General features: G+C 73.5%; 31 protein-coding genes and 1 pseudogene. 13 read left to right on the top strand and 19 right to left on the bottom strand.

What is annotated here, in order from left to right; translation table 11 throughout:
- Positions 1 to 6: 6 nt before the first annotated feature.
- Complete coding sequence (locus tag ACWDBB_RS17875; protein WP_449790491.1) at positions 7 to 867, bottom strand: enoyl-CoA hydratase/isomerase family protein; 861 nt, start codon at positions 865 to 867, stop codon at positions 7 to 9.
- A 155-nt stretch (positions 868 to 1,022) separates the two neighbouring features.
- Here ACWDBB_RS17875 and ACWDBB_RS17870 point away from each other — a divergent pair, with 155 nt between their 5' ends.
- Entirely contained in the window at positions 1,023 to 1,742 is a 720-nt protein-coding gene (locus tag ACWDBB_RS17870) for a hypothetical protein (RefSeq protein WP_449790490.1), read from the top strand.
- A gap of 73 nt (positions 1,743 to 1,815) precedes the next feature.
- Complete coding sequence (locus ACWDBB_RS17865) at positions 1,816 to 2,709, top strand: alpha/beta hydrolase (RefSeq protein ID WP_449790489.1); 894 nt, start codon at positions 1,816 to 1,818, stop codon at positions 2,707 to 2,709.
- A gap of 45 nt (positions 2,710 to 2,754) precedes the next feature.
- Here ACWDBB_RS17865 and ACWDBB_RS17860 read toward each other — a convergent pair whose 3' ends face one another.
- From ACWDBB_RS17860 to ACWDBB_RS17850, 3 genes are all read right to left on the bottom strand, one after another.
- Complete coding sequence (locus tag ACWDBB_RS17860; RefSeq protein WP_449790488.1) at positions 2,755 to 3,384, bottom strand: CGNR zinc finger domain-containing protein; 630 nt, start codon at positions 3,382 to 3,384, stop codon at positions 2,755 to 2,757.
- Between the two features lie 144 nt (positions 3,385 to 3,528).
- Positions 3,529 to 4,239, bottom strand: coding sequence for a flavin reductase family protein (locus ACWDBB_RS17855; RefSeq protein ID WP_449790487.1), 711 nt, complete (start codon positions 4,237 to 4,239; stop codon positions 3,529 to 3,531).
- 25 nt (positions 4,240 to 4,264) lie between these two features.
- Positions 4,265 to 5,107 (bottom strand): MBL fold metallo-hydrolase, encoded by an 843-nt coding sequence (locus ACWDBB_RS17850; RefSeq protein WP_449790486.1) that lies wholly within the window; start codon positions 5,105 to 5,107, stop codon positions 4,265 to 4,267.
- A 180-nt stretch (positions 5,108 to 5,287) separates the two neighbouring features.
- Here ACWDBB_RS17850 and ACWDBB_RS17845 point away from each other — a divergent pair, with 180 nt between their 5' ends.
- Positions 5,288 to 5,740 carry a nuclear transport factor 2 family protein gene (locus tag ACWDBB_RS17845; protein WP_449790485.1) on the top strand — a complete coding sequence of 151 codons (453 nt, stop codon included), beginning with the start codon at positions 5,288 to 5,290 and terminating at the stop codon, positions 5,738 to 5,740.
- A 608-nt stretch (positions 5,741 to 6,348) separates the two neighbouring features.
- Here ACWDBB_RS17845 and tgmC read toward each other — a convergent pair.
- Positions 6,349 to 7,491, bottom strand: coding sequence for an ATP-grasp peptide maturase system methyltransferase (gene tgmC, locus ACWDBB_RS17840; RefSeq protein ID WP_449790484.1), 1,143 nt, complete (start codon positions 7,489 to 7,491; stop codon positions 6,349 to 6,351).
- Positions 7,488 to 7,706 carry a hypothetical protein gene (locus ACWDBB_RS17835; RefSeq protein ID WP_449790483.1) on the bottom strand — a complete coding sequence of 73 codons (219 nt, stop codon included), beginning with the start codon at positions 7,704 to 7,706 and terminating at the stop codon, positions 7,488 to 7,490. Before ACWDBB_RS17835 ends, tgmC begins: the two co-directional genes overlap by 4 nt.
- 716 nt (positions 7,707 to 8,422) lie before the next feature.
- On the opposite strand from ACWDBB_RS17835, the gene ACWDBB_RS17830 reads away from it, so the two are divergent.
- From ACWDBB_RS17830 to ACWDBB_RS17805, 6 genes are all read left to right on the top strand, one after another.
- Positions 8,423 to 9,118 (top strand): CBS domain-containing protein, encoded by a 696-nt coding sequence (locus ACWDBB_RS17830; protein WP_449790482.1) that lies wholly within the window; start codon positions 8,423 to 8,425, stop codon positions 9,116 to 9,118.
- Between the two features lie 9 nt (positions 9,119 to 9,127).
- The gene (locus ACWDBB_RS17825; protein ID WP_449790481.1) at positions 9,128 to 9,730 is read left to right on the top strand and encodes a CBS domain-containing protein; all 603 of its coding nucleotides are present in this window, start codon (positions 9,128 to 9,130) and stop codon (positions 9,728 to 9,730) included.
- Positions 9,731 to 9,744: 14 nt separating this feature from the next.
- On the top strand, positions 9,745 to 10,551 hold the full coding sequence (locus ACWDBB_RS17820) for a universal stress protein (protein ID WP_449790480.1): 807 nt from the start codon (positions 9,745 to 9,747) through the stop codon (positions 10,549 to 10,551).
- Positions 10,552 to 10,623: 72 nt separating this feature from the next.
- Positions 10,624 to 11,298, top strand: coding sequence for a response regulator (locus tag ACWDBB_RS17815; RefSeq protein ID WP_449790479.1), 675 nt, complete (start codon positions 10,624 to 10,626; stop codon positions 11,296 to 11,298).
- Between the two features lie 121 nt (positions 11,299 to 11,419).
- Entirely contained in the window at positions 11,420 to 11,719 is a 300-nt protein-coding gene (locus tag ACWDBB_RS17810; protein WP_449790478.1) for an SHOCT domain-containing protein, read from the top strand.
- Positions 11,720 to 11,741: 22 nt separating this feature from the next.
- Positions 11,742 to 12,716, top strand: coding sequence for an Acg family FMN-binding oxidoreductase (locus ACWDBB_RS17805; RefSeq protein WP_449790477.1), 975 nt, complete (start codon positions 11,742 to 11,744; stop codon positions 12,714 to 12,716).
- Positions 12,717 to 12,719: 3 nt separating this feature from the next.
- On the opposite strand, the gene ACWDBB_RS17800 is transcribed toward ACWDBB_RS17805, so the two are convergent.
- Positions 12,720 to 14,429, bottom strand: coding sequence for a GAF domain-containing sensor histidine kinase (locus tag ACWDBB_RS17800; protein WP_449790476.1), 1,710 nt, complete (start codon positions 14,427 to 14,429; stop codon positions 12,720 to 12,722).
- Between the two features lie 228 nt (positions 14,430 to 14,657).
- On the opposite strand from ACWDBB_RS17800, the gene ACWDBB_RS17795 reads away from it, so the two are divergent.
- Positions 14,658 to 15,701 carry a zinc-dependent alcohol dehydrogenase family protein gene (locus tag ACWDBB_RS17795; RefSeq protein ID WP_449790475.1) on the top strand — a complete coding sequence of 348 codons (1,044 nt, stop codon included), beginning with the start codon at positions 14,658 to 14,660 and terminating at the stop codon, positions 15,699 to 15,701.
- Positions 15,702 to 15,706: 5 nt separating this feature from the next.
- Entirely contained in the window at positions 15,707 to 16,381 is a 675-nt protein-coding gene (locus ACWDBB_RS17790) for a pyridoxamine 5'-phosphate oxidase family protein (protein ID WP_449790474.1), read from the top strand.
- Positions 16,382 to 16,425: 44 nt separating this feature from the next.
- Here ACWDBB_RS17790 and ACWDBB_RS17785 read toward each other — a convergent pair whose 3' ends face one another.
- The 11 genes from ACWDBB_RS17785 to ACWDBB_RS17735 all read right to left on the bottom strand — a co-directional run bounded on the left by ACWDBB_RS17785 (position 16,426) and on the right by ACWDBB_RS17735 (position 22,586).
- Positions 16,426 to 18,291, bottom strand: a complete 1,866-nt coding sequence (locus ACWDBB_RS17785) for a complex I subunit 5 family protein (protein ID WP_449790473.1) — start codon at positions 18,289 to 18,291, stop codon at positions 16,426 to 16,428.
- A 6-nt stretch (positions 18,292 to 18,297) separates the two neighbouring features.
- The gene (locus tag ACWDBB_RS17780; RefSeq protein WP_449790472.1) at positions 18,298 to 18,642 is read right to left on the bottom strand and encodes a sodium:proton antiporter; all 345 of its coding nucleotides are present in this window, start codon (positions 18,640 to 18,642) and stop codon (positions 18,298 to 18,300) included.
- Positions 18,639 to 19,379: an MnhB domain-containing protein gene (locus ACWDBB_RS17775; protein WP_449790471.1), complete on the bottom strand. Its 741-nt coding sequence runs from the start codon at positions 19,377 to 19,379 to the stop codon at positions 18,639 to 18,641. The genes ACWDBB_RS17780 and ACWDBB_RS17775 overlap by 4 nt, the downstream gene beginning before the upstream one ends.
- A complete protein-coding gene (locus ACWDBB_RS17770; protein ID WP_449790470.1) occupies positions 19,376 to 19,645 on the bottom strand; it encodes a Na(+)/H(+) antiporter subunit B in 270 nt (89 codons plus the stop codon). Before ACWDBB_RS17770 ends, ACWDBB_RS17775 begins: the two co-directional genes overlap by 4 nt.
- Positions 19,642 to 19,929, bottom strand: a complete 288-nt coding sequence (locus ACWDBB_RS17765) for a monovalent cation/H(+) antiporter subunit G (protein ID WP_449790469.1) — start codon at positions 19,927 to 19,929, stop codon at positions 19,642 to 19,644. Before ACWDBB_RS17765 ends, ACWDBB_RS17770 begins: the two co-directional genes overlap by 4 nt.
- Positions 19,929 to 20,186, bottom strand: coding sequence for a monovalent cation/H+ antiporter complex subunit F (locus tag ACWDBB_RS17760; RefSeq protein ID WP_449790468.1), 258 nt, complete (start codon positions 20,184 to 20,186; stop codon positions 19,929 to 19,931). The genes ACWDBB_RS17765 and ACWDBB_RS17760 overlap by 1 nt, the downstream gene beginning before the upstream one ends.
- A complete protein-coding gene (locus tag ACWDBB_RS17755; RefSeq protein ID WP_449790467.1) occupies positions 20,183 to 20,629 on the bottom strand; it encodes a hypothetical protein in 447 nt (148 codons plus the stop codon). The genes ACWDBB_RS17760 and ACWDBB_RS17755 overlap by 4 nt, the downstream gene beginning before the upstream one ends.
- 181 nt (positions 20,630 to 20,810) lie before the next feature.
- The gene (locus ACWDBB_RS17750; RefSeq protein WP_449790466.1) at positions 20,811 to 20,987 is read right to left on the bottom strand and encodes a hypothetical protein; all 177 of its coding nucleotides are present in this window, start codon (positions 20,985 to 20,987) and stop codon (positions 20,811 to 20,813) included.
- Positions 20,988 to 21,005: 18 nt separating this feature from the next.
- The gene (locus ACWDBB_RS17745) at positions 21,006 to 21,179 is read right to left on the bottom strand and encodes a CsbD family protein (RefSeq protein WP_449790465.1); all 174 of its coding nucleotides are present in this window, start codon (positions 21,177 to 21,179) and stop codon (positions 21,006 to 21,008) included.
- Positions 21,180 to 21,421: 242 nt separating this feature from the next.
- Positions 21,422 to 21,691, bottom strand: a complete 270-nt coding sequence (locus ACWDBB_RS17740; RefSeq protein WP_449790464.1) for a hypothetical protein — start codon at positions 21,689 to 21,691, stop codon at positions 21,422 to 21,424.
- 445 nt (positions 21,692 to 22,136) lie between these two features.
- The gene (locus tag ACWDBB_RS17735; protein WP_449790463.1) at positions 22,137 to 22,586 is read right to left on the bottom strand and encodes a nuclear transport factor 2 family protein; all 450 of its coding nucleotides are present in this window, start codon (positions 22,584 to 22,586) and stop codon (positions 22,137 to 22,139) included.
- A gap of 64 nt (positions 22,587 to 22,650) precedes the next feature.
- Between ACWDBB_RS17735 and ACWDBB_RS17730 the strand changes: the two genes are divergently transcribed.
- Both ACWDBB_RS17730 and ACWDBB_RS17725 read left to right on the top strand, forming a co-directional pair.
- On the top strand, positions 22,651 to 22,992 hold the full coding sequence (locus ACWDBB_RS17730; RefSeq protein ID WP_449790462.1) for a hypothetical protein: 342 nt from the start codon (positions 22,651 to 22,653) through the stop codon (positions 22,990 to 22,992).
- 243 nt (positions 22,993 to 23,235) lie between these two features.
- Complete coding sequence (locus ACWDBB_RS17725) at positions 23,236 to 23,601, top strand: DUF488 domain-containing protein (protein WP_449790461.1); 366 nt, start codon at positions 23,236 to 23,238, stop codon at positions 23,599 to 23,601.
- Between the two features lie 133 nt (positions 23,602 to 23,734).
- Here ACWDBB_RS17725 and ACWDBB_RS17720 read toward each other — a convergent pair.
- A pseudogene (locus ACWDBB_RS17720) lies at positions 23,735 to 23,992 on the bottom strand (transposase); the annotation flags it as partial.
- Positions 23,993 to 23,998: the final 6 nt, after the last annotated feature.

Below are 23,998 nucleotides of genomic sequence, written 5' to 3'. Positions count from 1 at the left end.
AAGATGTCAAGCAGTGCGGTCGGCGTCGGGCCAGTGGGGGAGCTGTCCGACGGCCTCACCCAGGTCGGCCTCGAGGTCGCCGGGTGTCTGGAGGCCCAGGCGCGCGAGGCGGTCCAGGCGCTCGCGCGTCTGAGGCAGGGCGACGAGGCTCTGGAAGACGGCAGCGTCGGAGCGGACCTGCGCGGGCTCTGCCAGCGTGAGATCGCCGATGGCGCGTTTGGTGGCCCTGACTCCCTCGGGCGGGAAGCCGGCGATGCGCTTGGCCAGCCGCTCGACGAAGCCGTCCAGCTCGTCGTCGGGCAGGGCGCGGTTGATCCAGCCATAACGCTCGGCGAGGTCCGCGTCGAAGTCGTCCGCGCCCACGATGGCCTCGACGGCCCGCGCCCGGCCCAGTCGCCGGGTCAGGTGCTGAATGCCGCCGGCGCCGGGCAGGGCGCCGGTTCCGACCTCGAACTGTCCGAAGACCGCGTTCTGTCGCGAGGCGAAGATCATGTCGCAGGCCAGGGCCAGCTCGTTGCCGCCACCGCGGGCCCGGCCGCGCACCTTGGCGATGGTGATCACCGGGACCCGCGCCAGCCTGTGCAGGAACATGCCGAGCGAGGCGTCGCCCGGGCCGCCGGCCTTCGCGGCCTCGGCGGTGTACTGCGGAACGGCCGCAAGGTCCACATGTGCCGAGAAGTACTCGGGAGAGGCGCTGTCGAAGACGATGACCCGCACGTCGCCGGGGTCCGCGTACAGCGCGTCGACGAGCCCGGCCAGGGCGCGGACCAGGTCGACGCCGATCAGGTTGAGCGGGCCGGCATCGAGGGTGGCGAACAGGACGCCGTTCTCCAGCCGGGTGCGGATCGAGGGGTGGTCGAAGGTCATGATGGCTCCCAACGGTTCGTGGATGCCGGGCAGTTGCCGCCCGATCCGGCCGCGCGAGCTCGCGGCGGAGTTCCTTGACACTACCAAGACGACCGGCCATATTTATGTCCGGTCAACGGCCGTACCCGCCATCGCCGAAGCCGGGAGGAGCGCAGATGAACACACTGCTCGACGAGGTGCTCGAAGCCCACGGCGGGATGGACCGCTGGCGCCGGTTCAGCTCCGTCCACGCGACGATCGTCAGTGGCGGCGACCTGTTCGCGATCAAAGGGCTTCCGCAGGACCCGACGCCTCGGCAGATGACGGTGCGGCTGCACGAGGAGCACGCCTCGGTCGCCCCGTTCGGGGCCCCCGACCAGCGGACCGACTTCACCCCCGACCGCGTCGCGATCGAGCGGACCGACGGCACCGTGGTCGCCGAGCGCACACAGCCGCGCAAGGCCTTCGACGGACACGTCCTGCAGACCCCGTGGGACGCGCTGCACCGTGCGTACTTCAACGGCTATGCCCTGTGGACCTACCTGACCACCCCGTTCCTGCTCGCGACGCCCGGCGTGGACGTCGAGGAGATCCGGCCCTGGCGCGAGGACGGCGAACAGTGGCGCGTCCTGCGCGCGACCTTCCCCGCCGCCCTCGCCAGCCACAGCACCGTCCAGGACTTCTACTTCGGCCCGGACCGCCTGCTGCGCCGCCACGACTACCAGGTCGACGTCGCGGGCGGCCTCGCCGCCGCCCAGTACGTCCACGACACCGTCGAGGCCGACGGCATCCTGCTGCCCACCCGGCGGCGCGCCTACAACCGCGACGCCGACCTGCGTCCCGTCCCCGGCCAGGTCATGGTCGCCATCGACCTCAGCGACATCCACTTCGGCTGAACCCGGCGCCCGCCGCCGACCCGGCCCCCCTCCACCGGGGCCGAACCCCGACAAGCCCAAGGGAGCGATTTCCATGGTTGAACGCCAAGACGTCGAGTTCGAGGCCGACGCGGGGGCGATGCTGCGGGGCTGGCTCCACCTGCCGGACGGGCCGGGCCCCCACCCGGCGATCACGATGGCCCACGGCTACGCCGGGGTCAAGGAGCACGGTCTGGAACCGTTCGCGCGCACCTTCGCCGAGAACGGGTTCGTCGTGCTGCTCCACGACCACCGCGGCTTCGGGGACAGCGACGGCCTGCCGCGTCAGGACGTCGACCCCTGGCAGCAGATCGCCGACTGGCGGCGAGCCATCTCCTACTTGGAGAGCCGGCCCGAGGTCGACCCCGGCCGCATCGGCCTGTGGGGCACCAGCTACGCCGGCGGCCACGCCATCGTGCTGGGCGCGACCGACCGCCGACTGCGCGCCGTGGTCGCCCAGGTGCCGACCATCAGCGGCTACGAGCAGGGCCTGCGCCGCATCGCCCCGGAGGCCGTCGCCGCCCTGGAGGAGGCCTTCGACGAGGACGAGCGGGCCCAGCTGCGCGGCGAGGCTCCGCGCACCCAGGCCGTCGTCGGCGGGGACCGGGCGGTGGCGGCGTCCTACCGTACGCAGGAAGCCGTCGACTTCTACCTCCAGCCCGTGCCCGACGGCGCGTGGGAGAACCGGGTCACCATCCGCTCCACCCGCGCGGCCCGCATGTACGAGCCCGGCACCTGGATCGCCCGGGTCTCCCCGACGCCGCTGCTGATGGTGGTCGCCCTCGCCGACACCGTCACCGTGACCGACCTCGCCCTCGCGGCTTACGAACGCGCCTTGGAACCCAAGCGGCTGGAGCTGATCCCCGGCGGCCATTTCGCGCCCTACACCGCCCGGTTCGAGCAGGCGAGCGGCGCAGCACTCGCCTGGTTCCGGGAACACCTGGGGTGAACCGGGGAGTCGGGCACGTCGTGACCGGACGCGGCACCCGGGGTGTCAGGCCCCGGCTGCCGCGGCGTCTCGCCTGCGCGCGCGGTGCGCGCGCAGGTTCGCGGCGTTGCCGCAGGTGCGTACGTCGTGCCAGGCGCCGCTGTTGTTGCGCGAGCGGTCGTAGAAGGCGACCGCGCACCGGGGGTTGCGGCACAGTTTCAGCCGCCGGTCTTCACCGCTGTTGCGGGCCTGCCACAGCGTCAGCAGCAGCGTGGCGACCAGGAAGCCCGCGCCGCCGCCGCGCGGCTCCAGGCGCACCGTGCCGGTGGCGTCCAGTTCCAGCGCCGCCTGTGCGGTCTCCACGACGGGGGATCCGGTGTCCCCGCTCGGCTCCGGCGCTCCGTCGGCCGGCGGCGTCAGGGCGTCTCGCAGTGCCGTGCGCAGGTCGCGGAGCCGGCTCAGGTCCTCCTCGTGGAGGCGCGGCCTCGGAGAGGGCTGTTGTGTCGTGGCCGCCCAGGCGGCCAGCGCCGAGTCCGCCCAGGCCTGCGCGGAGTCGGTGTCCGCCAGCAGGTCCGGCCTACGGGGCCGGCCGGCCGGTAGGGTGTTGAGCAGGTCCTGGACCAGACCCAGCGCGCCGGGAGCCGACGCGAGCTCGTACCGGCCGGTCGCCTGCCACATGGCGTCCATGGAACCCATCGCCTTCCTGTCCCGGGGCGGTGGTGACCGCCCCATGCACGTCGAACAACCGATCCTAGACGGTCCTTCCCGAGGGCCTTCCGGTTCCCGCCCGGGCAGGCGTGCTGCCCTGCCCGGGCGGGCCGGCCGTGCTGCGCGCCGGGTTCACTCCCGGACGGCTCCGGCGGCGGACCAGCCCGGTCCGTCGACCGCCGAGTACTCCTCCCCGTGGCGGTCGATCCGCCGCATCCGACGCGCCATTCGCTCGGCCACGACCTCGTCGGTGAGCGGGGGAACGAAGGTGTTGTCGACCACGGTGTACTCCGCCGCGAGACGGCCGACAGGGGCGAGTGCGCCGAAGTCGATCCGCCCGTTGACGTAGATGTCGTCGCGGACATGGAAGCTCACGACCTCCCCCCACACCACGTGGTGCAGTCCGTCCGGGGCGGAGAAGATCTTGTCCACCCTGCACTCCAGGGCGACCGGCGCGCCCTTGACCCGGGGCGGGGTGACCAGCGTGGACGGCTCCTTCTCGACGCCCACCGCGTCGAACTCGTCCACGTCCGGCTCGAACTCGATGGCACTGCGGTGCAGCGGCACGATCTGCGGGAGCGTCGCGAGGTTCGTGACGAACTCTCCGGTGTCACGGATGTTCAGGAAGCTGTCCTTGAGCGACAGCCCGTCCGACTTGGGCTGGATGGACAGCGAGACCTTCGGGGGCTTGCGCCCCACGCAGGTGAAGAACGAGACGGGGGCGAGGTTGCCGACGCCGGCCGCCGACTGGGTGCTGATCCACGCGATGGGCCGCGGGATGATGCTGCCGATCAGCAGCTTGTACGCCGCTTTCGCGTCCAGCGTGCGCGAGTCGATGTCCATGGGTACTCTCCCTTCCCTTTCAGCCTCAGGCGCCCAGCAGGCCGACGGCGCCGTACCAGACCGGCCCCGGGTTGAGGCGGTCGGGGTGGAGCCGCAGCAGCTCCTCGTAGAAGTCGCGGGCGGTCGGCTTCTGCGTCAGCAGGCGGATCACGTCCCGCAGGTACTCCCGTGTACTGGCGATCGTTGCGGGGTCGTCCGGCAGCGCCGCGTTCTTGTGGCCGGCGACCACGTGGCGGGGACCGAGCGCCTCGATCACGTCGAGCGCCTCCAGCCAGGACTCCAGTCCGCCCTCCCCGCCCTCCAGGAGGTACTGGTGCACGCCGTTGTAGACGGCGTCGCCGGCGATCACCAGGCCGATCGGCGGCACGTGCAGCACCGAGGTGCGGTCGGTGTCCGTGTGACCGACATCGACGGCCCGCAGCAGCTCGCCCTCCAACAGGAACCCCTCGTCGGGCACCGGCTCGGCGAGCACGGGGGAGGGCGGGACCAGGCCGGGGAAGTCGACGTCCCACATGGCCGACCGCCCCTCGGCGGCCTGCTGGTGCATGACCTCGATCGTGCCCGGCGTCGCGTAGACCCGGGCGTCCGGGAAGCCGGGGAGCAGCGCGGCGGTGCCGAACCAGTGGTCGCCGTGACCGTGGGTGGCGAAGACGTACCGGACCTTCTTGCCGGAGGCGGCCACCCAGTCGCGCACCTGCGCGATCTGGGAGTCCAGGAACGGCGGGTCGACCAGCACCGCCTCCTCCCGCCCGTACACCAGGACGGTGGAGACAGGCGAGGAGACGATCGGATCGCCGTTCGGCAGGGACTTTCCGGCGCGCTCCGCGCCGGGTGTGACCAGCACGTCGTAACCGAGGTGGGAAGCCATGGGGCTGTTCCTCCAGCCGGGATTCGGGGGAGTTGCGGTGTGAAACAACCATACAGCTATTGCTTCTTTCGTGTAAGCCATCTGGCGCTTTGAGCTGCCAAGGTCGTAAGATGCGAAAAGTATTTGCTTGGTACTTGCTGTCATGGAAGCGGGACAGGCGAACGATCAGGGGGTTGCGGCATGGGTGAATCGACGGAACGGCCGGGTGGGAACACGGCGCCCGGGGTGGAGGGCGGCGCGTGGACGCGGGCGTTCGCCGCCCGCGAGGAGGACGCTTTCGCCGGCGCCTTCTCCCAGGACGTCGTCCTGGAAGGGCCGACACTGAGCCGGCCGGTCCGAGGGCGAGAGGAGGTAGCGCTGATCATGGGAACGGCGAGCAGGGTCTACGAGTCGCTGGTTTTCACGCACGAGGCGCACCACGGCGACCGCACCTACGTCGAGTGGGAGGCGACCGCCCTGGGCGGGACCACGCTGCTGGGCTCGACCATCCTCGTGCGCGACGGGGAGGGGCGGATCGTCAAGGCGGTCGTCCAGCACCGGCCGCTGCCCGGCCTGCTCGCCTTCTCCGCCGAGATGGGGCGCCTGCTGGAGGGGCAGGTCGACGACGACCTGTTCCACCGGCCTGTGGAATGAGCCCAGTTGGACCTGTAAGCGACTCGTCGCCGTCCGCGTCGCGTGTCGCGCCGGGGGACCGTGTCCAGGCGTTGCGCGGCGCGCCGGGCCAGGTGCGCGCGGAACACGGCGTTGGCTTCGGCGAGGCTCCAACTGCGTTCGTAGGTGCCGTCGGGGTGCTGCGCGGAGAGGTCGGTGTGTCAGCGCGGGGGGATCGCTCCTCGGGCGCCTTGTGTTCCTCATGCGCGCGGGATCCCTCGCACCCGTCGGAATCGGACGTCGGCCGGTCGTCCAGCTGGGGCGCCATGGGCGTCACCTCAGATTCAAAATGACCGGTCAGCTTGAATTTGTCAATGGCTGCCTGCGGGCAGTCGACCAGCAGGTCGTTCAGCGCGGCCCGTCCAGTCGGTCTCTGACCCACATCGCCGTCGTGCCGCCCGGGTTGCTCGCCCGCGCGACCTGCGCGGTCAGACAAGGGACTTGCTCGCCGGAGCGGGGACAGAGCGACAAGTGTCACCTCGACAACTGCACGGTCTTCGATCAGCCCCGAGCATGCCCACTGGCCAGGCTGGCACACCGGGAAAGCTCCAAGATCCCCGAAAGAGTCAAGCTAGGAGCCCGGCCTCGGCTCAGATCGGCAGGTCCCAGCCCGGACCGTCCTCCGTACCGATCCACACCCGTTGCCCGGCAGGTGAGACCGTGATCCCGAAGCCCTGCTGGTGCGGCTCGCCGGCCTGCTGCCAGAGGTGTACGGCCTCCTCGACGCGGTCCCACAGCCGCAGTGGGCCCCGCTGGGTGACGGTCCAGCCCCCGTCGGGACAGGGTGTGGTGCGGGCCTGGGAGCCGGTGGCGACGTCGGAGAGGATCTGGGTCGCGCCGCTGCCCATGCGTTCGGCGGAGGGCGCGGCGAGCTGGGCGACCCAGCTGCCGGTCCAGGTGTCGATGACGGCCGGGTCGATCAGGCTCGGCCGTTCGTCGCCGGGCAGCATGGCGACGGTCGAGCGGGGCGGGCGGTCGTGCGGGCGGGCGATCATGAAGCTGGTGTAGCCGGGCAGGAACCGGCCGGTGGCTTCGCCCGGGCCGGTCACGGTGAGCTCCGCCAGGCCCGAGGCGTAGCTCCAGCCGGACAGGGTGACCAGGATGCGCCCACCCGGCTTCACTTGGTGGAGCCAGGGCATCGGCAGGTAGCGGACCGAGCAGGTGGCGATCAGCCGGTCGTAGGCGCCGCCGTCCGGGTCGCCGCGCAGCCCGTCGCCGAGGACGAGGCGGGGCGCGTAGCCGGCCGTCCGAAGGGCGGCGGCGGCGCGTTCGGCGACCTCGGGGTCGTACTCGATGCTGGTGAGGTTGGCGTCCCCGAGCCGGTGTGCGCCGAGGGCGGTCGAGTAGCCGGTACCGGTGCCGATCTCGAGGACGCGGTGTCCGGTGTCCGTTCCGAGCCGCTGCCACATTCCGAGGACGAGGGAGGGCAGGGTGGAGGAGGACGACGGGGCGCCGACCACCGGTTGCCCGCCCGCGTCGTCCGCTCCGGTGCGACCGTCGAGTTGGGTGATGAGCGTCTGGTCGGTGTAGATCCCCTCCAGCCAGCCGGGGTCTCCCCGCCGCACCGCCCGGTAGCCGGTCGGGTTGCTGCCTTCGACCGGGAGGAAGTACGCCCCGGCGAAGACCTCACGGGGAACCGCTTCGGCCGCCTTGATCCATGCCGGGTCGGACAGCGCGCCGTTCTCGGCGAGGCCGGCCGCCAGGGCGGCGCGCAGCTCTTCGGACGTGCTCATGCGTCAGGGCCTCTCAGTAGCTCGTCGGCGAGGGCGTGGGCGATTTCGTCGGTGGTCCCGGGCGGTTGCCACGCCCACTGGCCGTTGGGGTTGCATTCGAGGAAGGACCAGTTGCCGTCACTCGTCACGGCGAAGTCGAATGCCCCGAACACCAGTCTGAAGTGGCCGAGGTAGCGGACCACGGACCTCGCGACCGGGGCGTCTGCGTCATGCATCCTCCTCGTATCGATGGTGCCGGTTCACTGGCCATCACTCTGCCGATCCGCGGGGGTGCTTTCAAGCCCGTCCTGACGGACGGAATATGCCAGGTTGACGGGGCCGGCTCCGCCCCTCACCACGGTCGGCCGATCCCCGGCCGCGCGGAGGGGGAGCATCGAACCCGCGGACCCCGCTCGGGGAACGCGGTCCGAAACCGCGGTACCGGACGCCTCGTCAGGGCTGGGACGGCAGCAGAGCTGGGCGCGTCGGCGGCTCGGGTGCCGTCGTCCTCCACGTCGCGCCGACGGGTGCGTCACCCGGTCGGTCCCGCACCTCCCGCGGCAGGCGCGCGTACCGCGCCCGCTCGACCCGTGGCGGCGACATCACCCGTACGGATGCGGTGGTGTCCGCCCGCCGCGCGTACAACGCGGCAAGTCCGCAGACGGGAATCGCTGAGCACGATGTCCACGACCGCGACCCCGGGTGGCGGTGGATCCGACGGTCCGGGGGGCGTGCGCGGCGCGACCGCCTCGACCGGTGGGCGCGGAGGCCCCCGACGTCGGTGTCCAGCGGGACGGGGTCGAACATCCGCAGCGCGTTCCCGTCGTCCTGCCGACCGGCCGCACTGTCCTGGGGCCGGAGCGACCCGACGGCATGGCCCGACCGGCCCTGTCCGGCGGCTCCGGGCGGGCGGACAGTGAAGACGGGACCACCCGCAGGAGGAGTGAGGACGATGCAGCACCGCAGCGTCAACGACGTGATGACCCGCGAGGTCGTCACCGCCCGGCCCGACACGCCGGCCAAGGAGGTTGCGGCGCTGTTCCACCGCAACGACGTCACCGCCATCCCCGTGGTCGACGACCAGGGCCGCCCGCTCGGCCTGGTGTCCGAGGCCGACCTGATCCGCAAGGAGGCCGTCCTGCCGGACTCGGAGGGCCGCTACCCCGGCCGCTGGTTGTCGGCGGGCGACCGCGCCCGCGCCGAGGCGGAGACGGCCGGCGGCCTGATGACCAGCCCCGCCGTCACCGCCCGTCCCGGCTGGTCGGTTCCCGAGGCGGCGCGCGCCATGGACAGGCACAAGGTCAAGCGCCTGCCCGTGGTCGACGAGGTCGGTCGCCTGGTCGGCATCGTCAGCCGCGGGGACCTGCTGCAGGTCTTCCTGCGCCACGACGCGGCGATCCGGGACGAGATCAAGCACGACGTGCTGGGTGAGGCCCTCTGGGTCGTTCCCGGCGAGGTCCAGGTCGCGGTGCACAACGGAGTGGTCACCCTGAACGGGCGGCTGAGGTCGCGGAGCCTGGTCCCCGTCGCCGAACGGCTCTGCCGCACCGTGGACGGCGTGGTCGCCGTCCACGCCACCCTGGACTGGACCGAGGACGACACCGACCGCTCCGTGGAACACCCCCGCGCCTACCGCGCGGCATCGTAGGAGGCCGTCATGTCCCGTACACCGAGTACCGTCGCCGACGTCATGACCCACGCGGTGGTGGCCGTCGGCCGCGACGCGGACTTCCGTGAGGTCACCGACACCCTCCAACGCTGGCGGGTCAGCGCCGTCCCGGTTCTGACCGGCGACGGGCGGGTGATCGGGGTGGTCTCGGAGGCCGACCTGCTCGCTGCCGGGGACCGCGACGGCGCGCGCGCCGCCGCCCTGACGGCCGGGCGGATGATGTCCGTCCCGGCGGTCACCGTGCACCCCGGCAGCCCGCTCAACGAGGCTGCCCGAGCGATGGCGCGCGGCCACCTGAAGCGGCTGCCCGTGGTCGACGAGGAGGACTACCTCGTCGGCATCGTCAGCCGCGGCGACCTGCTGAAGGTCTACCTCGAGGACGACCGCGAACTCGCCGACCGGGTGCGCTTCGAACTGGTCGCCACCCTCGGCCCCGGAGCCGGGGTGGGTACCGACGTCCGGTCCGAGGACGGCCGGATCACCTTGACGGGCGAGCTGCCGGACGCCGTGTCCGCGGCGGTCCTGGAACGGCTGGTCGGCTCGGTGCCCGGTGTGGTCGGCGTCGAGGTCCGGCTCGCAGCCCCGGCCTGAGCGGAGGCGTGGACATGGTCGTGCTCGCCGCGGTGGACGGCTCCCCGGAGAGCCTCGCCGCCGCCCGCTGGGCCGCTGACGAGGCCGTCAGGCGCGGCCTGCGGCTGCGCCTGGTGTACGCCTGGCCGTGGCCGCAGCACGCGGCGCCCGGACTGCCCGGCGTCGGTGAGGTGCGCGGCCGGGCGGTCGACATGGTGGCCGACGCCGCCGCGTCGGTCCGGGAGAGCCACCACGGGCTGCACGTCGACACCGCGCTGCTGGACCAGCACGCGCCCGCCGGGATCAGGGCGGCCGCCGCCGCGGCCCCGGCCGAGCTGCTGGCGCTCGGCTCCTCCGCTCCGCACGTCCTGCCCGGCTCGGTCGGCGTGGCCGTCGCGGCCAGGGCGGTCTGCCCGGTCGTCCTGGTCCGGGAACCCCCGGACACGGCCGGAGTGCCGCGGGAGGTGGTGGCCGGGATCGACACCGACGACCCGGCGGAGGCGGCTCTCGCCTTCGCCCGCCTGAGCGCGCTGGCCGCGGACGCCCCGCTGCGCGTCGTCCACGCCTGGACACCACCGTGGGACTGGCCACTTCGCCCCGCCGCCGAGCGGGCGCTCGCGGCCGAGAAACAGGAACGAGCCCTGGCCGACCTGCTGGCATGGGAGCCCGATCCGCCCGCCGTCCCGGACGTCCGGCAGGCCCGGGCCGCCGACGCGCTGGTGGCGGCCGCCGGATCGGCCGGTCTGCTCGTCCTCGGCCGCAGGGGACACCGCCTCGGCCCGGTCACCCGAGCGGTGCTCCGCCGCGTCCGCTGCCCGGTCGCCGTCGTCCCGCGCGGCTGACGCGCTGCGCGGGCACGGGCGTGCGCGGAGAATCGGTGGTGTCAGCGCCCCCGCGCACCCCAGGAGCAGGCCATGGACACGCCCCAGCCCGTACGGGTGTTCCTGCTGGACGACCACGAGGTGGTCCGCCGGGGGGTGCGCGACCTCCTGGAGGCCGAACCGGACCTGCAGGTCGTCGGCGAGGCCGGCACCTGCGCCCAGGCCCTCGCCCGCGTCCCGGCGCTGCGCCCGGACGTCGCGGTGCTCGACGTCCGGCTCCCGGACGGCGACGGGGTGAGCGTCTGCCGGGACCTGCGTGACCGGATGCCCGAACTGGCCTGCCTGATGCTGACCTCCTTCGACGACGACGACGCCCTGCTCGACGCGATCATGGCCGGCGCGGCCGGCTACGTCCTCAAGCAGGTCAAGGGCACCGAACTGGTAGGTGCGGTCCGTACGGTGGCCTCCGGCCAGTCGATGCTCGACCCGGCGACCACCCGCAAGCTGATGGAGAGCCTGCGCCACCACGAGGAGAGCGGGACCGACGCCGCGCTCGCCGCGCTCACTCCGCGTGAGCGGGAGATCCTCGCCCTGGTGGGGGAGGGCAAGACGAACCGCCAGATCGGCCAGGAGTTGTACCTCGCCGAGAAGACCGTGAAGAACCACGTCTCGCGCCTGCTCGCGAAACTGGGCGTCGAACGCCGCCTGCAGGCCGCCGTCATCGCCGCCCACGCCGATCCCGAGCAGCACCATCAGCGCCCGCACTGAGCCCGGCGGGGCCGGAGGGGCCGGGCGGGCCCGGAGGAGGCCCGAACGGCCCAAGCGAGGCGGAGGGTGCCGGCCGCACCGTGGAGGTGATCGACCTCCCGCCACGGCTGAGGAGACGGCGATGATGTACTGGAACAACGGCGGCGTGAACGGCTGGGCCACCGGCCTGATGACCGTGAGCATGCTGCTCTTCTGGGCGCTGGTGGTCCTCGGTGTGATCGCGCTGGTCCGGTACGTGGGCCGCACGGCCGCGCACGGGCCCGCGGTGCCGCCCCCGACGACGGCCCCGCCCGCTGCGCGGCCGACACCGGAACGACTGCTCGCCGAGCGCCTCGCCCGCGGCGAGATCGACCCCGACGAGTACCGGGTCCGACTGGCCACCCTGCGCGGCGGCGTCGGTGACCCGCCCGCCTCCGGCTGACGCAGAATCCCTGGAGGCGGTCATGTCCACCCCGGCCCTCGACGCACCCATGCTGGAGAAGCTCGTCTCCGCGGCGGTCGCGGCGCCCTCGATCCACAACAGCCAGCCCTGGCGCTTCCGGCTCCAGCCGGACACCTCGACCCTGGAAGTCCGGGCCGACCGCAGCCGGGCCCTCCCCGCGGCCGACCCCGAGGGCCGGGCGCTGCACATCTCCGTCGGCGCGGCCGTCCTCAACCTGCGGGTCGCCGCCCGCCACCTCGGCTGGGCACCCGAGGTACGCCTGCTGCCCGACCCCGCCGAACCCGAGCTGGTCGCCGCCGTCGGACTCGACACCCCGGCGAGCGCGCCGGCCCCCGGCACCGAGAAGCTGTACGAGGCGATCTGGCGCCGGCACTCCATCCGCACACCCTTCACCGACGTACCGGTCCCGCAGGCCGTGCTCGACGAACTGAGCAGTGCGGCCCGGGTCGAGGACGCCGCGCTCCACCTGCCCGACGAGGCGGAGACCGCCCGACTGCTGCACCTCACCGCGGAGGCCGAGCGCCGCAACACCACCGACGAGGCCCAGCGCACCGAGAGCCGCGGCTGGATCCGCACCGGCGACGCACTGCCCTACGGCATCCCGGTCGACGCGCTCGGCCCCCAGGACGCGGCAGGCCGCCTGCCGATGCGCGACTTCTCCGCCATCCACGCCGCCGAGCACCGGGCCCCGGCCCGCTTCGAGCGCGAGCCCCGCATCGCCGTCCTCACCACCGGCCGCGACACCCCGGGGGACTGGCTGCGGGCTGGCATCGCCCTGGAACACGTGCTGCTCGCCGCCACCGTCCACGGCGTCCGTGCCTCCCTGCTGCACCAGGCGATGGAGTGGCCCTACCTGCGCTGGGAGGCCCGCGACCCGCACCAGCGGCCCGGCTTCGTCCAGATGCTGATCCGCCTCGGCTACGGCCCTGAGGGAACCCCGACACCCCGCCTACCGGCTGGCACGGTGTTGGAATGACGTTTACCGGAGCGGCACCTGCCAGACCAGCTCGGTGCCGCCCTCGGGGCGCGTGCGGGCGGTGAAGGTGCCGTTCAGGGTCGAGGCCCGCTCGGAGAGATTGGCGAGGCCGCTGCGCCTGCCGCTCTCGGGGAGACCGACCCCGTCGTCGGTGACGGTCACCGTCAACTCGTCGTCGGCGGCGACGGTGACGTCCACGGCGCCGGCCCGGGCGTGGCGGGAGGCGTTGGACAGGGCCTCCTCCAGGACGGCGACTGCCGCGTCCGCGACCTCATCGGGCACGGTGACGTCGATCAGGCCGCTCATCCGCAGGTCCGGGGCGAAGCCGAGGGAACGCGCGGCCCGGTCGACCACCTCGACGATGCGGGCGCGCAGGCCGCTCGCCGCCGGGCCGCTCTCGCGCAGGCGCAGGCCGAAGATCGTGGCGCGGATGGTCCTCGCGGTCTCGTCCAGGTCGTCGATGGCCCGCAGGACGCGGGTGGTCGCCTCGGGGTGGTCGATGAAGCGGGTGGCGCCCTGGAGGGTCATGCCGGTGGCGAAGAGCCGCTGGATGGCCAGGTCGTGCAGGTCGCGGGCGATCCGGTCACGCTCCCGCAGCAGGGCGATCTGCTCGGAGTCCCGGCGACGCTCGGCCAGCTCCAGGGCCACGGCGGCCTGCCCCGCGAAGCCCAGCAGCGGACCGGACTCCTCCTCCTCGAACAACGGGGTGCCGGCGGCCCGGGCCAGCAGCAGCACGCCCCGGATACCGCGCTCGGCCGTGCCGACGGGCACCGCGACCGCGGGGCCGAGACCCTTCCATCGGGGCGGGCCGGCCGTGATCCGAGGGTCCCTTCGGACGTCGGGGCTCACCACGAGCCCGCCGGTGCGGAAGGCCGCGCCCATGAACGAACCCTCGATCGGCAGTACCAGACCACGGTGCTCCCGCTCACCGAGGCCGACGGCGATCCGCACCTCCAGCTCGGCGGTCTCCGGCAGCGGCACGGCGACGACCGCGAGGTCCGCTCCGGCGATCTCGGCGGCTCGGGAGAGCAGCAGGTCCTGCACCTCCTGCTCGGCGGCGCCCGACAGGAGGCTGCTGGACACCTCGGCACTCGCCTCCAACCAGCGCTGGCGCCGGCGGGCCCGGGCGTAGAGCCGGGCGTTGTCGATCGCGACCCCGGCGGCCACCGCGAGGGTGGCGAGCACCGACTCGTCCTCGGCGTCGAACTCGCCGCCGCCGCGCTTCTCGGTCAGGTAGAGGTTGCCGAACACCCTGTCCCGGATCCGGATCGGCACCCCCAGGAAGCTGCTCATCGGTGGGTGGCCGGCCGGGAAGCCGTAGGAGGCCGGGTGGTCGGAGAGCCGGCCCAGCCGCAGCGGCTCGGGTCGGCGGATCAGTTCGCCGAGGATCCCGTGCCCGGACGGGAGGTCGCCGATCAGCTTGACCTGCTCGTCCGTGACCCCGACCGGGATGAACTGCGACAGCCTCTGGTCCTCGCCGATCACGCCGAGCGCGCCGTACCGCGCGTCCACCAGCGTGACCGCCGCCTCCACGATGTGCCGCAGCGCCTGGGACAGCTCCAGGTCCCGCCCGACCGCGAGCACCGCCTCCAGCAGGCTGTGCACCCGGTCCCGGGTGCCGCGCGCGGCGTCCAGCCGGGCCTGGAGCTCTCCGAGGAGTGCGTCCAGCCGCAGGTTCGGCACGGGGGCGGGACTCTCCGACGCGCTGTCCAAGGGGAACCTCCGTGGCTCGCCCCCCGATGCCCACTGACCAGCGTAGGCGCGCTCGCCGCGGAGCAGCGTGCAACGGCGGGGGAAAGCGGGCAACGGGGTCCATCGGCCCACCGGGAGCACCCCACCGGCCCCCTGGCGACGGGCCCGGCCGCGGAGAACGCTGGAAGTACGAGCGGAACCGGTTCGGCTCCGCCCCGGCCAAGCCCTCCGAGAGGAGCGACCGCCGCCATGAAAGCGCTGACCTACCACGGACCAGGCCGCCGTACCTGGGGCGACGTCCCCGACCCGACCGTCCGCGACCCGGAGGACGCCGTCGTCCGGGTGGACGCGGTGACCATCTGCGGCACCGACCTGCACATCCTCAAGGGCGACGTCCCCGAGGTCGGGCAGGGCCGCGTCCTCGGCCACGAGGCCGTCGGCACCGTCACCGAGACCGGCCCCGGCGTGCGCACCGTCGCGGCCGGCGACCGCGTGTTGATCTCCTGTGTCTCCGCCTGCGGCCGCTGCGCCTACTGCCGAGCCGCGAGCTACGGGCAGTGCACCGGCGGTGGCGGCTGGATCCTCGGCCACCTCGTCGACGGCTGCCAGGCCGAGTACGTCCGCACCCCCTTCGCGGACGCCTCCCTCCACAGGCTTCCCGAAGGCGTCCGGGACGAGGACGCCCTGCTGCTCGCCGACATCCTGCCCACCTCCTACGAGGTCGGCGTCCGCAACGGCCGCGTCGGCCCCGGCGACACCGTCGCGATCGTCGGCGCCGGACCGATCGGCCTCGCCGCCGTCCTGACCGCGCGGCTCTACAGTCCCGCCCGCGTCATCGCCATCGACCTCGCCCGAAGCCGCCTCGCCGCCGCCGAGCGCTTCGGCGCCGACACCGTCCTCACCTCCGCCGAGGCCACCCCCGACGCCGTCCGCAAGCTCAGCCGTGACGGGCTCGGCGTGGACGTGGCCATCGAGGCGGTCGGCGTGCCCGAGACCTTCGAGCTGTGCACCCACCTGGTGCGCCCCGGGGGCCGGGTCGCCAACGTCGGCGTGCACGGGCGGCCGGCGGTGCTGCACCTGGAGGACCTCTGGATCCGCGACGTCACCATCACCACCGGCCTGGTCGACACCAGCAGCACCCCGATGCTGCTCGACATGCTGGCCGTCGGCCGGCTCGACACCGGCGGGCTGGTCACCCACCGCTTCGGCCTCGACGAGATGCAGGAGGCGTACGACGTCTTCGCCGACGCGGCCGACACCGGCGCCCTCAAGGTCGCGCTGTTCCGGACGTGATCGCCATGTACGCAGGAGTCGCCGGCACCACCGACCGTCCCGACCCGGCCGACATCGCCCGCCGGATCGACCGACGGCGCGAGCAACTCGGCCTGAGCGAGGGAATGCTGGCCCACCGGGCCGCGATGTCGCCCGCCTATCTGAGACAACTCCTCTGCTCGGGGCCCGAGTTCGACCCGCCCGGGTTCGTCCGGATCACCGCCGTGCTCGGCATGGCCTGGCCCGAGCTGCTGTCCGGTCGACGTCCGGACGCCCCGCCGGGCCGGACCGACGCCGCCCCGCGCGCCGGGCTCCGCCGCCTCACCGAGCCGCAGTGCTGGGAACTGCTCGGCACCCGGGGCATCGGCCGGATCGGCCTGCCCGGCTCGTCGGCGCCCGTCGTGCTCCCGGTCAACTACGTGGTGGACGCCCGGACGATCGCCTACCGCACCGCTCCCCGGGGCGCGGCCGCTCCCGACGAGGGGGCGCCCGTCTCCTTCGAGGTCGACCACATCGACGAACACCGCCGCCAGGGCTGGAGCGTCCTCGTCCTCGGCGAGGCCCACCACGTCGACACCCCGGAGGAGGAGCAGCACCTCTCCGCCCTCCCGGGCGCCGCCCCCTGGGCCGGCGGCCCCCGCCCCCTGTGGGTGCGCGTCCGCCCGGCAGGCGTCACCGGCCGCCGCGTCCAGGCGGGGTGACCCTTCGCCGCGGAACCCACGCCGCCGCGCGCGGCGGCGTGGGTTCAGAGCTGCGCGGTGATCGTCACCAGCAGGGCCGCCAGGCCCACGGCGAGCCAGGCGACGTAGTCGCCCAGCAGGCCGGAGTGCAGGCGGCGCAGCGGCAGGACGACGGCGCGGTAGAGGCCGCTGGCGCGGTGGAGGCCGCCGGTGCCGCGCCGCGGGTCGCGGCGGACGGCGGCGACGGCGAACGCGGCGGCCAGCAGGGCGGAGAGCAGGCCGAGGCCGATCCCGGACGGCGTCCACCAGGCCTCGGGGGCCGGCGGCGCGGGGGGTGCGGGCGCTCCGAGTACGTCGGCGAGGTAGGCCGCGCGGTCGGTGAAGGCGGCGGCGCCCGCCGCGAGGGCCCGGCCGACGCCGGGCAGCACGCCGACGGCCAGGCAGCCGGCCAGCAGCAGCCCGGGGGCCAGGACCATCGGCGGGGGCAGCCGTCGGCCCGGTTCGCGGATCTCGGGCTCCTCGCCCTCGCCGGTGGTCGCGGCCACGTCCGGGTGCTCCTTCGGCGGTGCGCCGAACCCGCCGAAGACCCGCAGGGCCGCCCGCAGCACCGCGCCGCCGGTGAGCACCGACACCAGAACGAACACCGCGGGCAGCCAGGCCAGTTGACGTCCGGCGGCTTCCTCGGCAACGGCCTTGCCGAGGCCGGTGCCGAACGGCGGCAGCCCGGCCAGGGCCAGCGCGCCCAGCGTGAAAAGCAGCCCGGTGGCCCGGAGTTCGCGGGCCCGGCCGTGCAGCCCGTGCTCGTCCACCGAGCCGTACCGGTCGAGCAGTACGCCGGTGAGGCCGAACAGCGCGGCCTTGGCCCCGGCGTGGCCGGCCACGTACACGGCGGTGCCGGCCAGTCCGGCCGGGGTGAGCAGGGCCGCGCCGGTCAGGAACAGTCCGACGTGCCCGACCGTGGAGAACGCCAGCATGCGCTTCAGGTGCCGTTGCTGCCAGCACATCACGGCGCCGACCAGCGCGGTCAGCACCCCGACGGCCAGCAGGGTGTCCCGGACGACGGCGTCCGGCAGGCCGCCCGCGCCGGCGAAGACCACCCGGTGGATGCGGGCCGCGCCGTACACCCCGAGCTCGACCATCACCCCGGACAGCAGCATGCACACCGGGCTCGGGGCGACGGCGTGGGCGTCCGGCAGCCAGAAGTGGAAGGGCGCCGCGGCGGCCTTGACCAGCGGGCCGGCCAGGACCAGGACGAAGGCGAGGACCAGCAGGGCGTCCGGACCGCGGCCGGGGGCGGCGAGCCGGTCGAGTTCGGCGCCGAGCTGCGCCATGCCGAGCTCGCCGGTGCGGGCGTAGAGCAGGCCGATGCCGAGCAGCGAGAGGTAGGCGGCGGCCGAGTTGACCAGGCCGAAGGCCATCGCGCCGTGCAGCGGGCGCGGGTCCTCGATCCGGTAGCCGGTCAGCGCGTAGGCGACGGCGCCCATCAGCTCGAAGAAGACGAAGGCGTCGAAGAGGTCGCCGGTGAGCGCGAAGCCGCACATCCCGGCCTCGAAGAGCAGCAGCAGCGCGGGGAACAGGCCGCCGCGTTCGCCGGAGGGCTCGTCGAAGTACCGCCAGGCGTAGCAGAGCACGGCGAGCACGAGGACGGCGGCGAGCAGCGCGAGGCCGCTGCCGAGGCGGTCGGCGACCAGCACGATGCCGACGCTGTGTCCGCCGCTCGGGGTCCAGCCGCCCAGCCAGGAGACCGCCCGGCCGTCCGGGCTGGTCCGGGCCCACAGCAGGGCGAGGCAGAGGACCTCGGCGGCGGCGAGGACGGTGGCGAGCGCGTCGCGGCCGGGGCGGGGCAGCCACCGGCCCGCCACGGCGGTGACGGCCGCGCCCAGCAGGGGGACGGCGACGGCCAGGGGCAGCAGGTCGGAGGTGGGGAGCACCCGTCGTCAGCCCCGCAGTCCGGTGAGTTCTTCCGGGTCCACCGTGCCGTGGCGCTTGCGCAGTTGGATCACCAGGGAGAGGAGCAGCGCGGTGACGGTGGCGCCGACCACGATGTCGGTGAGGGTCAGTGCCTGGACCACCGGGTCCACCACCGGGGCGTCGGTCGGCAGGTCGGAGAAGACGGGTGCGGTGGCGCCGCGGCGGTAGCCGACGGCGAGCAGCAGCACGTAGGTCGAGGACTGCGCGACGGCCAGGCAGCCGACCGCCTGGACGAGGTCGCGGCTGGTCACCAGGCCGTACAGCCCGGCGAGCAGGATCCAGCCGGCCACCAGGTAGGGGAACAGGTTCATGCCCGCTCCCCTCGGGGCGCGACCTCGACGGCCTGGTCCAGGAAGTGGGCGAGCAGCACCACCACGCCCGAGGCGACCTCCACCCCGACGGCGGCGTTGATCACCGCCACCAGCCCGCCGGAGGAGAGCTGGTTGAAGGTGCCGAGCGGCAGGGTGTTGGCGAGGTAGCCGGCGCCCTGGGCGAGACCGATCAGGCCGAGCGCGGCGAAGGCGCCGGCGGCCAGCGCGTCGGTGACGTCCAGCGCGGCGAGCGGACGGATCCGCTTGAGCACCCGGTAGTCGGCGGCGACGTAGGCCAGGTGCAGGGCGGTGGCCAGGGCGACGCCGCCCTGGAAGCCGCCGCCCGGGCTCAGCGCGCCGTGCGCGACGAGGTACCCGCCGGTCAGGACGGCGACCGGCAGCAGGGTGGCGCCGAACAGCCGGGTGGTGGGCAGGACGGGCTCGGCGGCGGCGCGGCGCTTGCGCTCGTCCCGGGCCAGCCGCAGCAGGATGCCCGCGCCGAGCACCGAGCCGAACAGGATGGACTCCTCGCCGAGGGTGTCGAAGGCCCGCTGGTCGAAGTTGACGGAGGAGACGATGTTGGCCGTTCGCCGCTCCAGCCCGGCCGCCACCGCGCGCTCGCCGTAGGGGTGGTGGGCACCGCCGAAGCCGGGTAGCTCGCCGGCGGCGGCGATCAGGGCGGCGGCCAGCACGCAGGCCGCGAGGAGGAAGAGCCCGAGCCGGGCGGTCCGGTTCACTCGGTGCGGTCCGGGTGGTCGTCGGTGTGCTCCTTGCGGCGCACCCGGCGGACGGTCAGCAGGATCAGCAGCGGGGTGATCGCGCTGCCGACGCCGAGCTGGGAGAGCGCGACGTCGGGTGCCTGGAGCACGGTGAAGAGCAGCGCGAGGCTCAGCCCGAGCAGGGCGAGGACGGCGGCCTGCCGGACGGGGTCGCGGGTGAGCGCGGCCGCGGTGGAGGTGGCGGCGGTGAGCAGCAGGGCGATCACGATCAGGGTGTCGGTCACCGGCCGGCCTCCGAGCGGCGGGTGGCCCGGGCAACGGCCATGGTGGTGACGGTGCCGCCGGCCGTCACCAGCAGGCCGATCACCAGCAGCTTGACCGCCGCCCGGCCCGGCCCGGTGTCCACGGCGAGCGCGAGCGCGATCAGCGGGGTGCCGAGCACGGCTGCGGGGGAGAGGGCGTGCAGGCGCAGGTACCGGCCGGGCAGCACGGCGAGTGCGACGGCGGAGAGCAGCAGCGCGGTGGTGCCCGCCCAGAGCAGCACCAGTGCCACGGCGTGCCGGCCCATCAGCGCTCCTCCCCGGCCAGGAAGCGGGTGAACACCAGGGTTCCGGCGGGCGCCAGCACGGCGAGGTCGAGCGCCAGGTCGGTGTAGGAGGGGCGGCCGAAGCCCTGGGCGAGCAGCAGCAGGACGACGCAGGTCGTCACGGCGGCGAGGTTCAACCCGGCCAGGCGCCGGTGCGTCGGGCCCCACAGCCCGAGCAGCAGGCACGGCGCGATCCCGCCGCCGGCCAGGACGGCCGCCGCCAGCAGCCAGGCGTTCACTCGGCCGCCTCCGTCAACGCGCCTTCCAAGGAGGAGGATTCACGGCCGAGCGAGTGCACCAGGAGGGTCTGGCCGTCGACGTCCACGACGTAGGCGCCGGGGGTGGAGGAGAGCAGCGCGGCCGCCCAGGCGGGCCCGGTGCCGGGCGAGAGGCGGACGGCGCGGAAGCCGGAGCCGCGGTGGCCGGGGGAGAGGACGGCGAGTGCCAGACGGCCGGTGTCGGCCAGCAGCGTCCCCGGGAAGGCCAGGAGTGCCGCGCCGAGGCGGGCCGGACCGCCCGGGGCCGCGCCGGAGGTCCGCCGGACGGCCACCGCGCCGAGTGCCGCGAGAAGGGCGATGCCGCCGCCCACGGCCGTCTCGAGCGGCGTCACCGAGCTGATGAACACGACGTTCAGCAGGACCAACAACCCCCACCAGATCAGGAGTTCGGCCACCGTCCGCATCTCGTCACCCCCGTCCCGACCATCGGAAACCACGCCGCTGCTGCGGCGAGCGGCCCCAGGTGTACCGTCCGGCCGGGGACGGCGTCCCGCGCGCAACGCCGTTGCGCGCGGGATCGCGGTGGCGGACCACCCGTTCGCCCGAGCGTGACGCCGGAACCTGTGATGATCGGTCCGGGGCCGCTCAGTCGGGCGGCTCGTGCGGTTCCGGGTCATCGGCCGGCCCGGTCGGTTCGTTCGAGGGGTCCGTCCCCTCCTCGGGAGGGGGCGGCGGCGCGCCCTCGCCGGTCATCCGGGAGTCCGGCGTCTCGACCGGCACCGGGGGGTCCTTCGGTACGGGCCGGTGGTCCTGGTCGCTCACCTGTTCAGTCCTTTCTGTTCAGTCCTTTCCGACGTCCTTGACCTTCTCGGCGGCCTGCTTCAGATCGCTCTTCATCTGCTTGCCCCGGCCCTCGGCCTCGACCGCGCGGTCGCCCGTGGCCCGTCCGGCGGCCTCCTTGGCCTTGCCGTGGGCCTTCTCGGCGGCGTTGCGCAGCTTGTCCTGGGTGCCCATGGTGTGACTCCTCTCGTTGCTGGGGCGTTCTGTTCGCCTGTGCCGCGTCTGCCCGGAAATGCTCGTTCCACTCCGCGCGGCCGGAAGTCGTCGGGAGTCGAAGCAATCGGAGGGCCGCGACGTCTGCGGCCGGAGCCGCGGACCGTGACGAACGCGGGTGACGATCCCCCGTGTCGGTCAGCCCCGCTGGGCGGCTCGCCCGTAGGTGAAAGCGCAAAGGTGAGAACGGAGTTGACGACGGATCACTGCGCGGGGAAGCGGTGTGTTCGACCAGCCGGACGAACCCTTCCCGGAACGACGGCCCGACCGCTTCGGCAGGCGGGCACACCGCGACGCCGGCCAACCCGTCCGGGGCGCCGATCCCGGCCGGCCCGGCACAGCTCGACGCCGCTGCCGAGCACCGCGACGGGCTTGCCGTGGCGCAGCGCCTCGGTGAGGAAGCGGACGGCGTCCGGATCGGAGGGCAGCGCCTGCTCGCCGCCGTCCGGCACCACCAGCGCGTCGTAGAGCACCGAGACGGTGGTGGGCGGCGCCGGTCCACCGGCAGCCGGGCGCCGTCGCCCGCCAGGACGTGGCCGTCCTGCGCGGCGAGCGTCTCCACCACGGCGCCCCGGGCTGCCAGCCGGTCGTGCGCGGCCCGGACCTGGTTCGGGTCCGCCCCCTCATGGTTCCCGCGCGAACCGCGCCTACCTGCGCGGACGCCGGACGCTCGTGCACTATTCCGGGGAAGACGGACCAGGTCCGCAACCGCGAGAACCTCGGCTCCCGCGGGCAGGCCGCGCCGAAGTTCGACCGGGAAGACTACAGGCGGCGTCACGCAGTGGAATGCGGTATCAACCGCCTCAGAAACGCCGTGCAGCGGCGACACGGTACGACAAGCTCGCGGTCAGCCATGAGGCAACCGTGCTGGTCACGGCCATCAACGAGTGGCCGTGACCAGCGGACTCACCGTCCACATCAGCCGGTCGCCCTCGGCTCTGCGCAGGCGTCGGCGATGACCTGTGTGTCCCAGTAGAACGGACGGACCTCAGTGATCTTCCCGTCCTTGACCGTGATCGTCTGCAGGATCGGAAAGGAGAGTTCGCGGCCGGTCGCACGAGCACGAGCACGGACCTGGGTGAGCACTACGGCAGTCTCACCAGTGGCGAGGAACTCTTGCTCCACCATCTCGAATGACTCCCAAACGGAACCCATCGTGAGGAAGAACCGTGTCATGCCCGAGTGCCCGCGCCAGGTGCCCCCATAGGGCAGAGAATCGGCTTGACGCAGCACGACATCCGGTGCGAAGAAGGGGGCGAGCAGGTCGAATGAAGCCTCGCCGGGGCCTCCGGCCGCCAGGTACTCCGCCTCAGCCGCATACATGCCGGTGAGGACAGTAATCGAGTCTGTAGTGGACGACATCGTCATGCCGCCAGTGTGATCAGTAGGGGCAGACCACGCTGGCGGCAATCAGACATCGATGCCCCCGCACATGCCAGCACTGTCCCTGCAGGCCCTGGGCTCTCGCCAGTCCGAGGGCACCGTGAAGGCCGAGAGCACCGTGAAGGCCGAGAGCACCGTGAAGACCGAGCGCACCCCGAAGGGCACCGGCGGGAAGAAGAGCACCTCGCGCTCCCGCAGCGGGGGCGGGAAGCCGGCCGCGAAGAAGCGGGTCTCCGTCGGCGACGAGGACCCGAAGCAGTTCACCAAGGCCGAGCTCTACGAGAGGGCCACGCAGTTGGACGTCCCGCACCGTTCGACGACGAACCGCGGCGAACTCCAGAAGGCGGTCGAGAAGGCCTCCGGTGGACGCCGGCTGCGTGTCGCGCCGTGAACCGGCTGGTCGTGGCTTGGCTGGTCGTGAATCGGCTGGTCATGGATCGGATGTGCGGCGGAGCCGCGGCCAGGTGAGGATCCTCCTGATGCGGGCAGACGCCCTCGTGGGACGCCCGCGGTGTCGCGGGCCGTCCCAGCCGGTCGCCGGACCGGCGTCCGGCGTCCCGAGCGCTGCCACGACCCACCACCGCCAGGGTCGAAAGCGCTCGAAGCAGCCGATCGACCTGGAAGGAAGCCGCCCATGGCCACACGGATCGCCTACCGGCGGATCTACGAGGAAGCCTCGCCTCAGGACGGGCAGCGCGTGCTCGTCGACCGGGTCTGGCCGCGCGGGATGAAGAAGGAGGACGCCGCCCTGGACGAGTGGCTGCGCGACGTCGCCCCGTCGACCGAGCTGCGCCGCTGGTACGGCCACGAGCCGAGCCGGTTCCCCGAGTTCCGCCGCCGCTACCTGGCCGAACTGCGGGATGCGCGACACCACGAGGCGGCCGGGCACCTGCGCGACCTCGCCGCCCACGACAAGCTCACGCTGCTGACCGCCACCAAGGATGCGGACCACAGCCAGGCCGCCGTGCTCGCCGAATGGCTGGCCCGGCGGCGACACTGACCGCCACGGACACCGAGTCCTGCCACGCGCCCGCCGCCGTCGTCGCCGGAACCTCCGAATGCGATGCCCCTCATGGATCCGTCCGTCACCGGCTGGTCGACGTACAGGAGATGCACCCGCTCGGCGTACCCTCCTACCCGGTCCCCGTCAGGGGGCCTGCCCGCTCGGCTACTGCCCGGACTCGGCCCGGGACATGCCGTTTGCCCTGGCCGATCTTCCTGTCGTCGTAGGTGCGGGAGGCCGGGTCGCTGAGCGAGGCGAACGCGGCCAGGAAGAACGCTCGTTTCAGCTGCTCGTCATCCCTCCGGGAGGGTTGTTCGCCGCGTACGGAGGATCCGGAACTGCGGGTCGCGGGGGCAAGGCCGGCGTACGAGGCGAGGTGGGCGGCGGTCGGTAG

Source organism: Kitasatospora sp. NPDC001095 (genome assembly GCF_053598615.1).
Note: the sequence above shows the minus strand (reverse complement) of the source record. Positions and strands in the feature narration are given on the sequence as shown.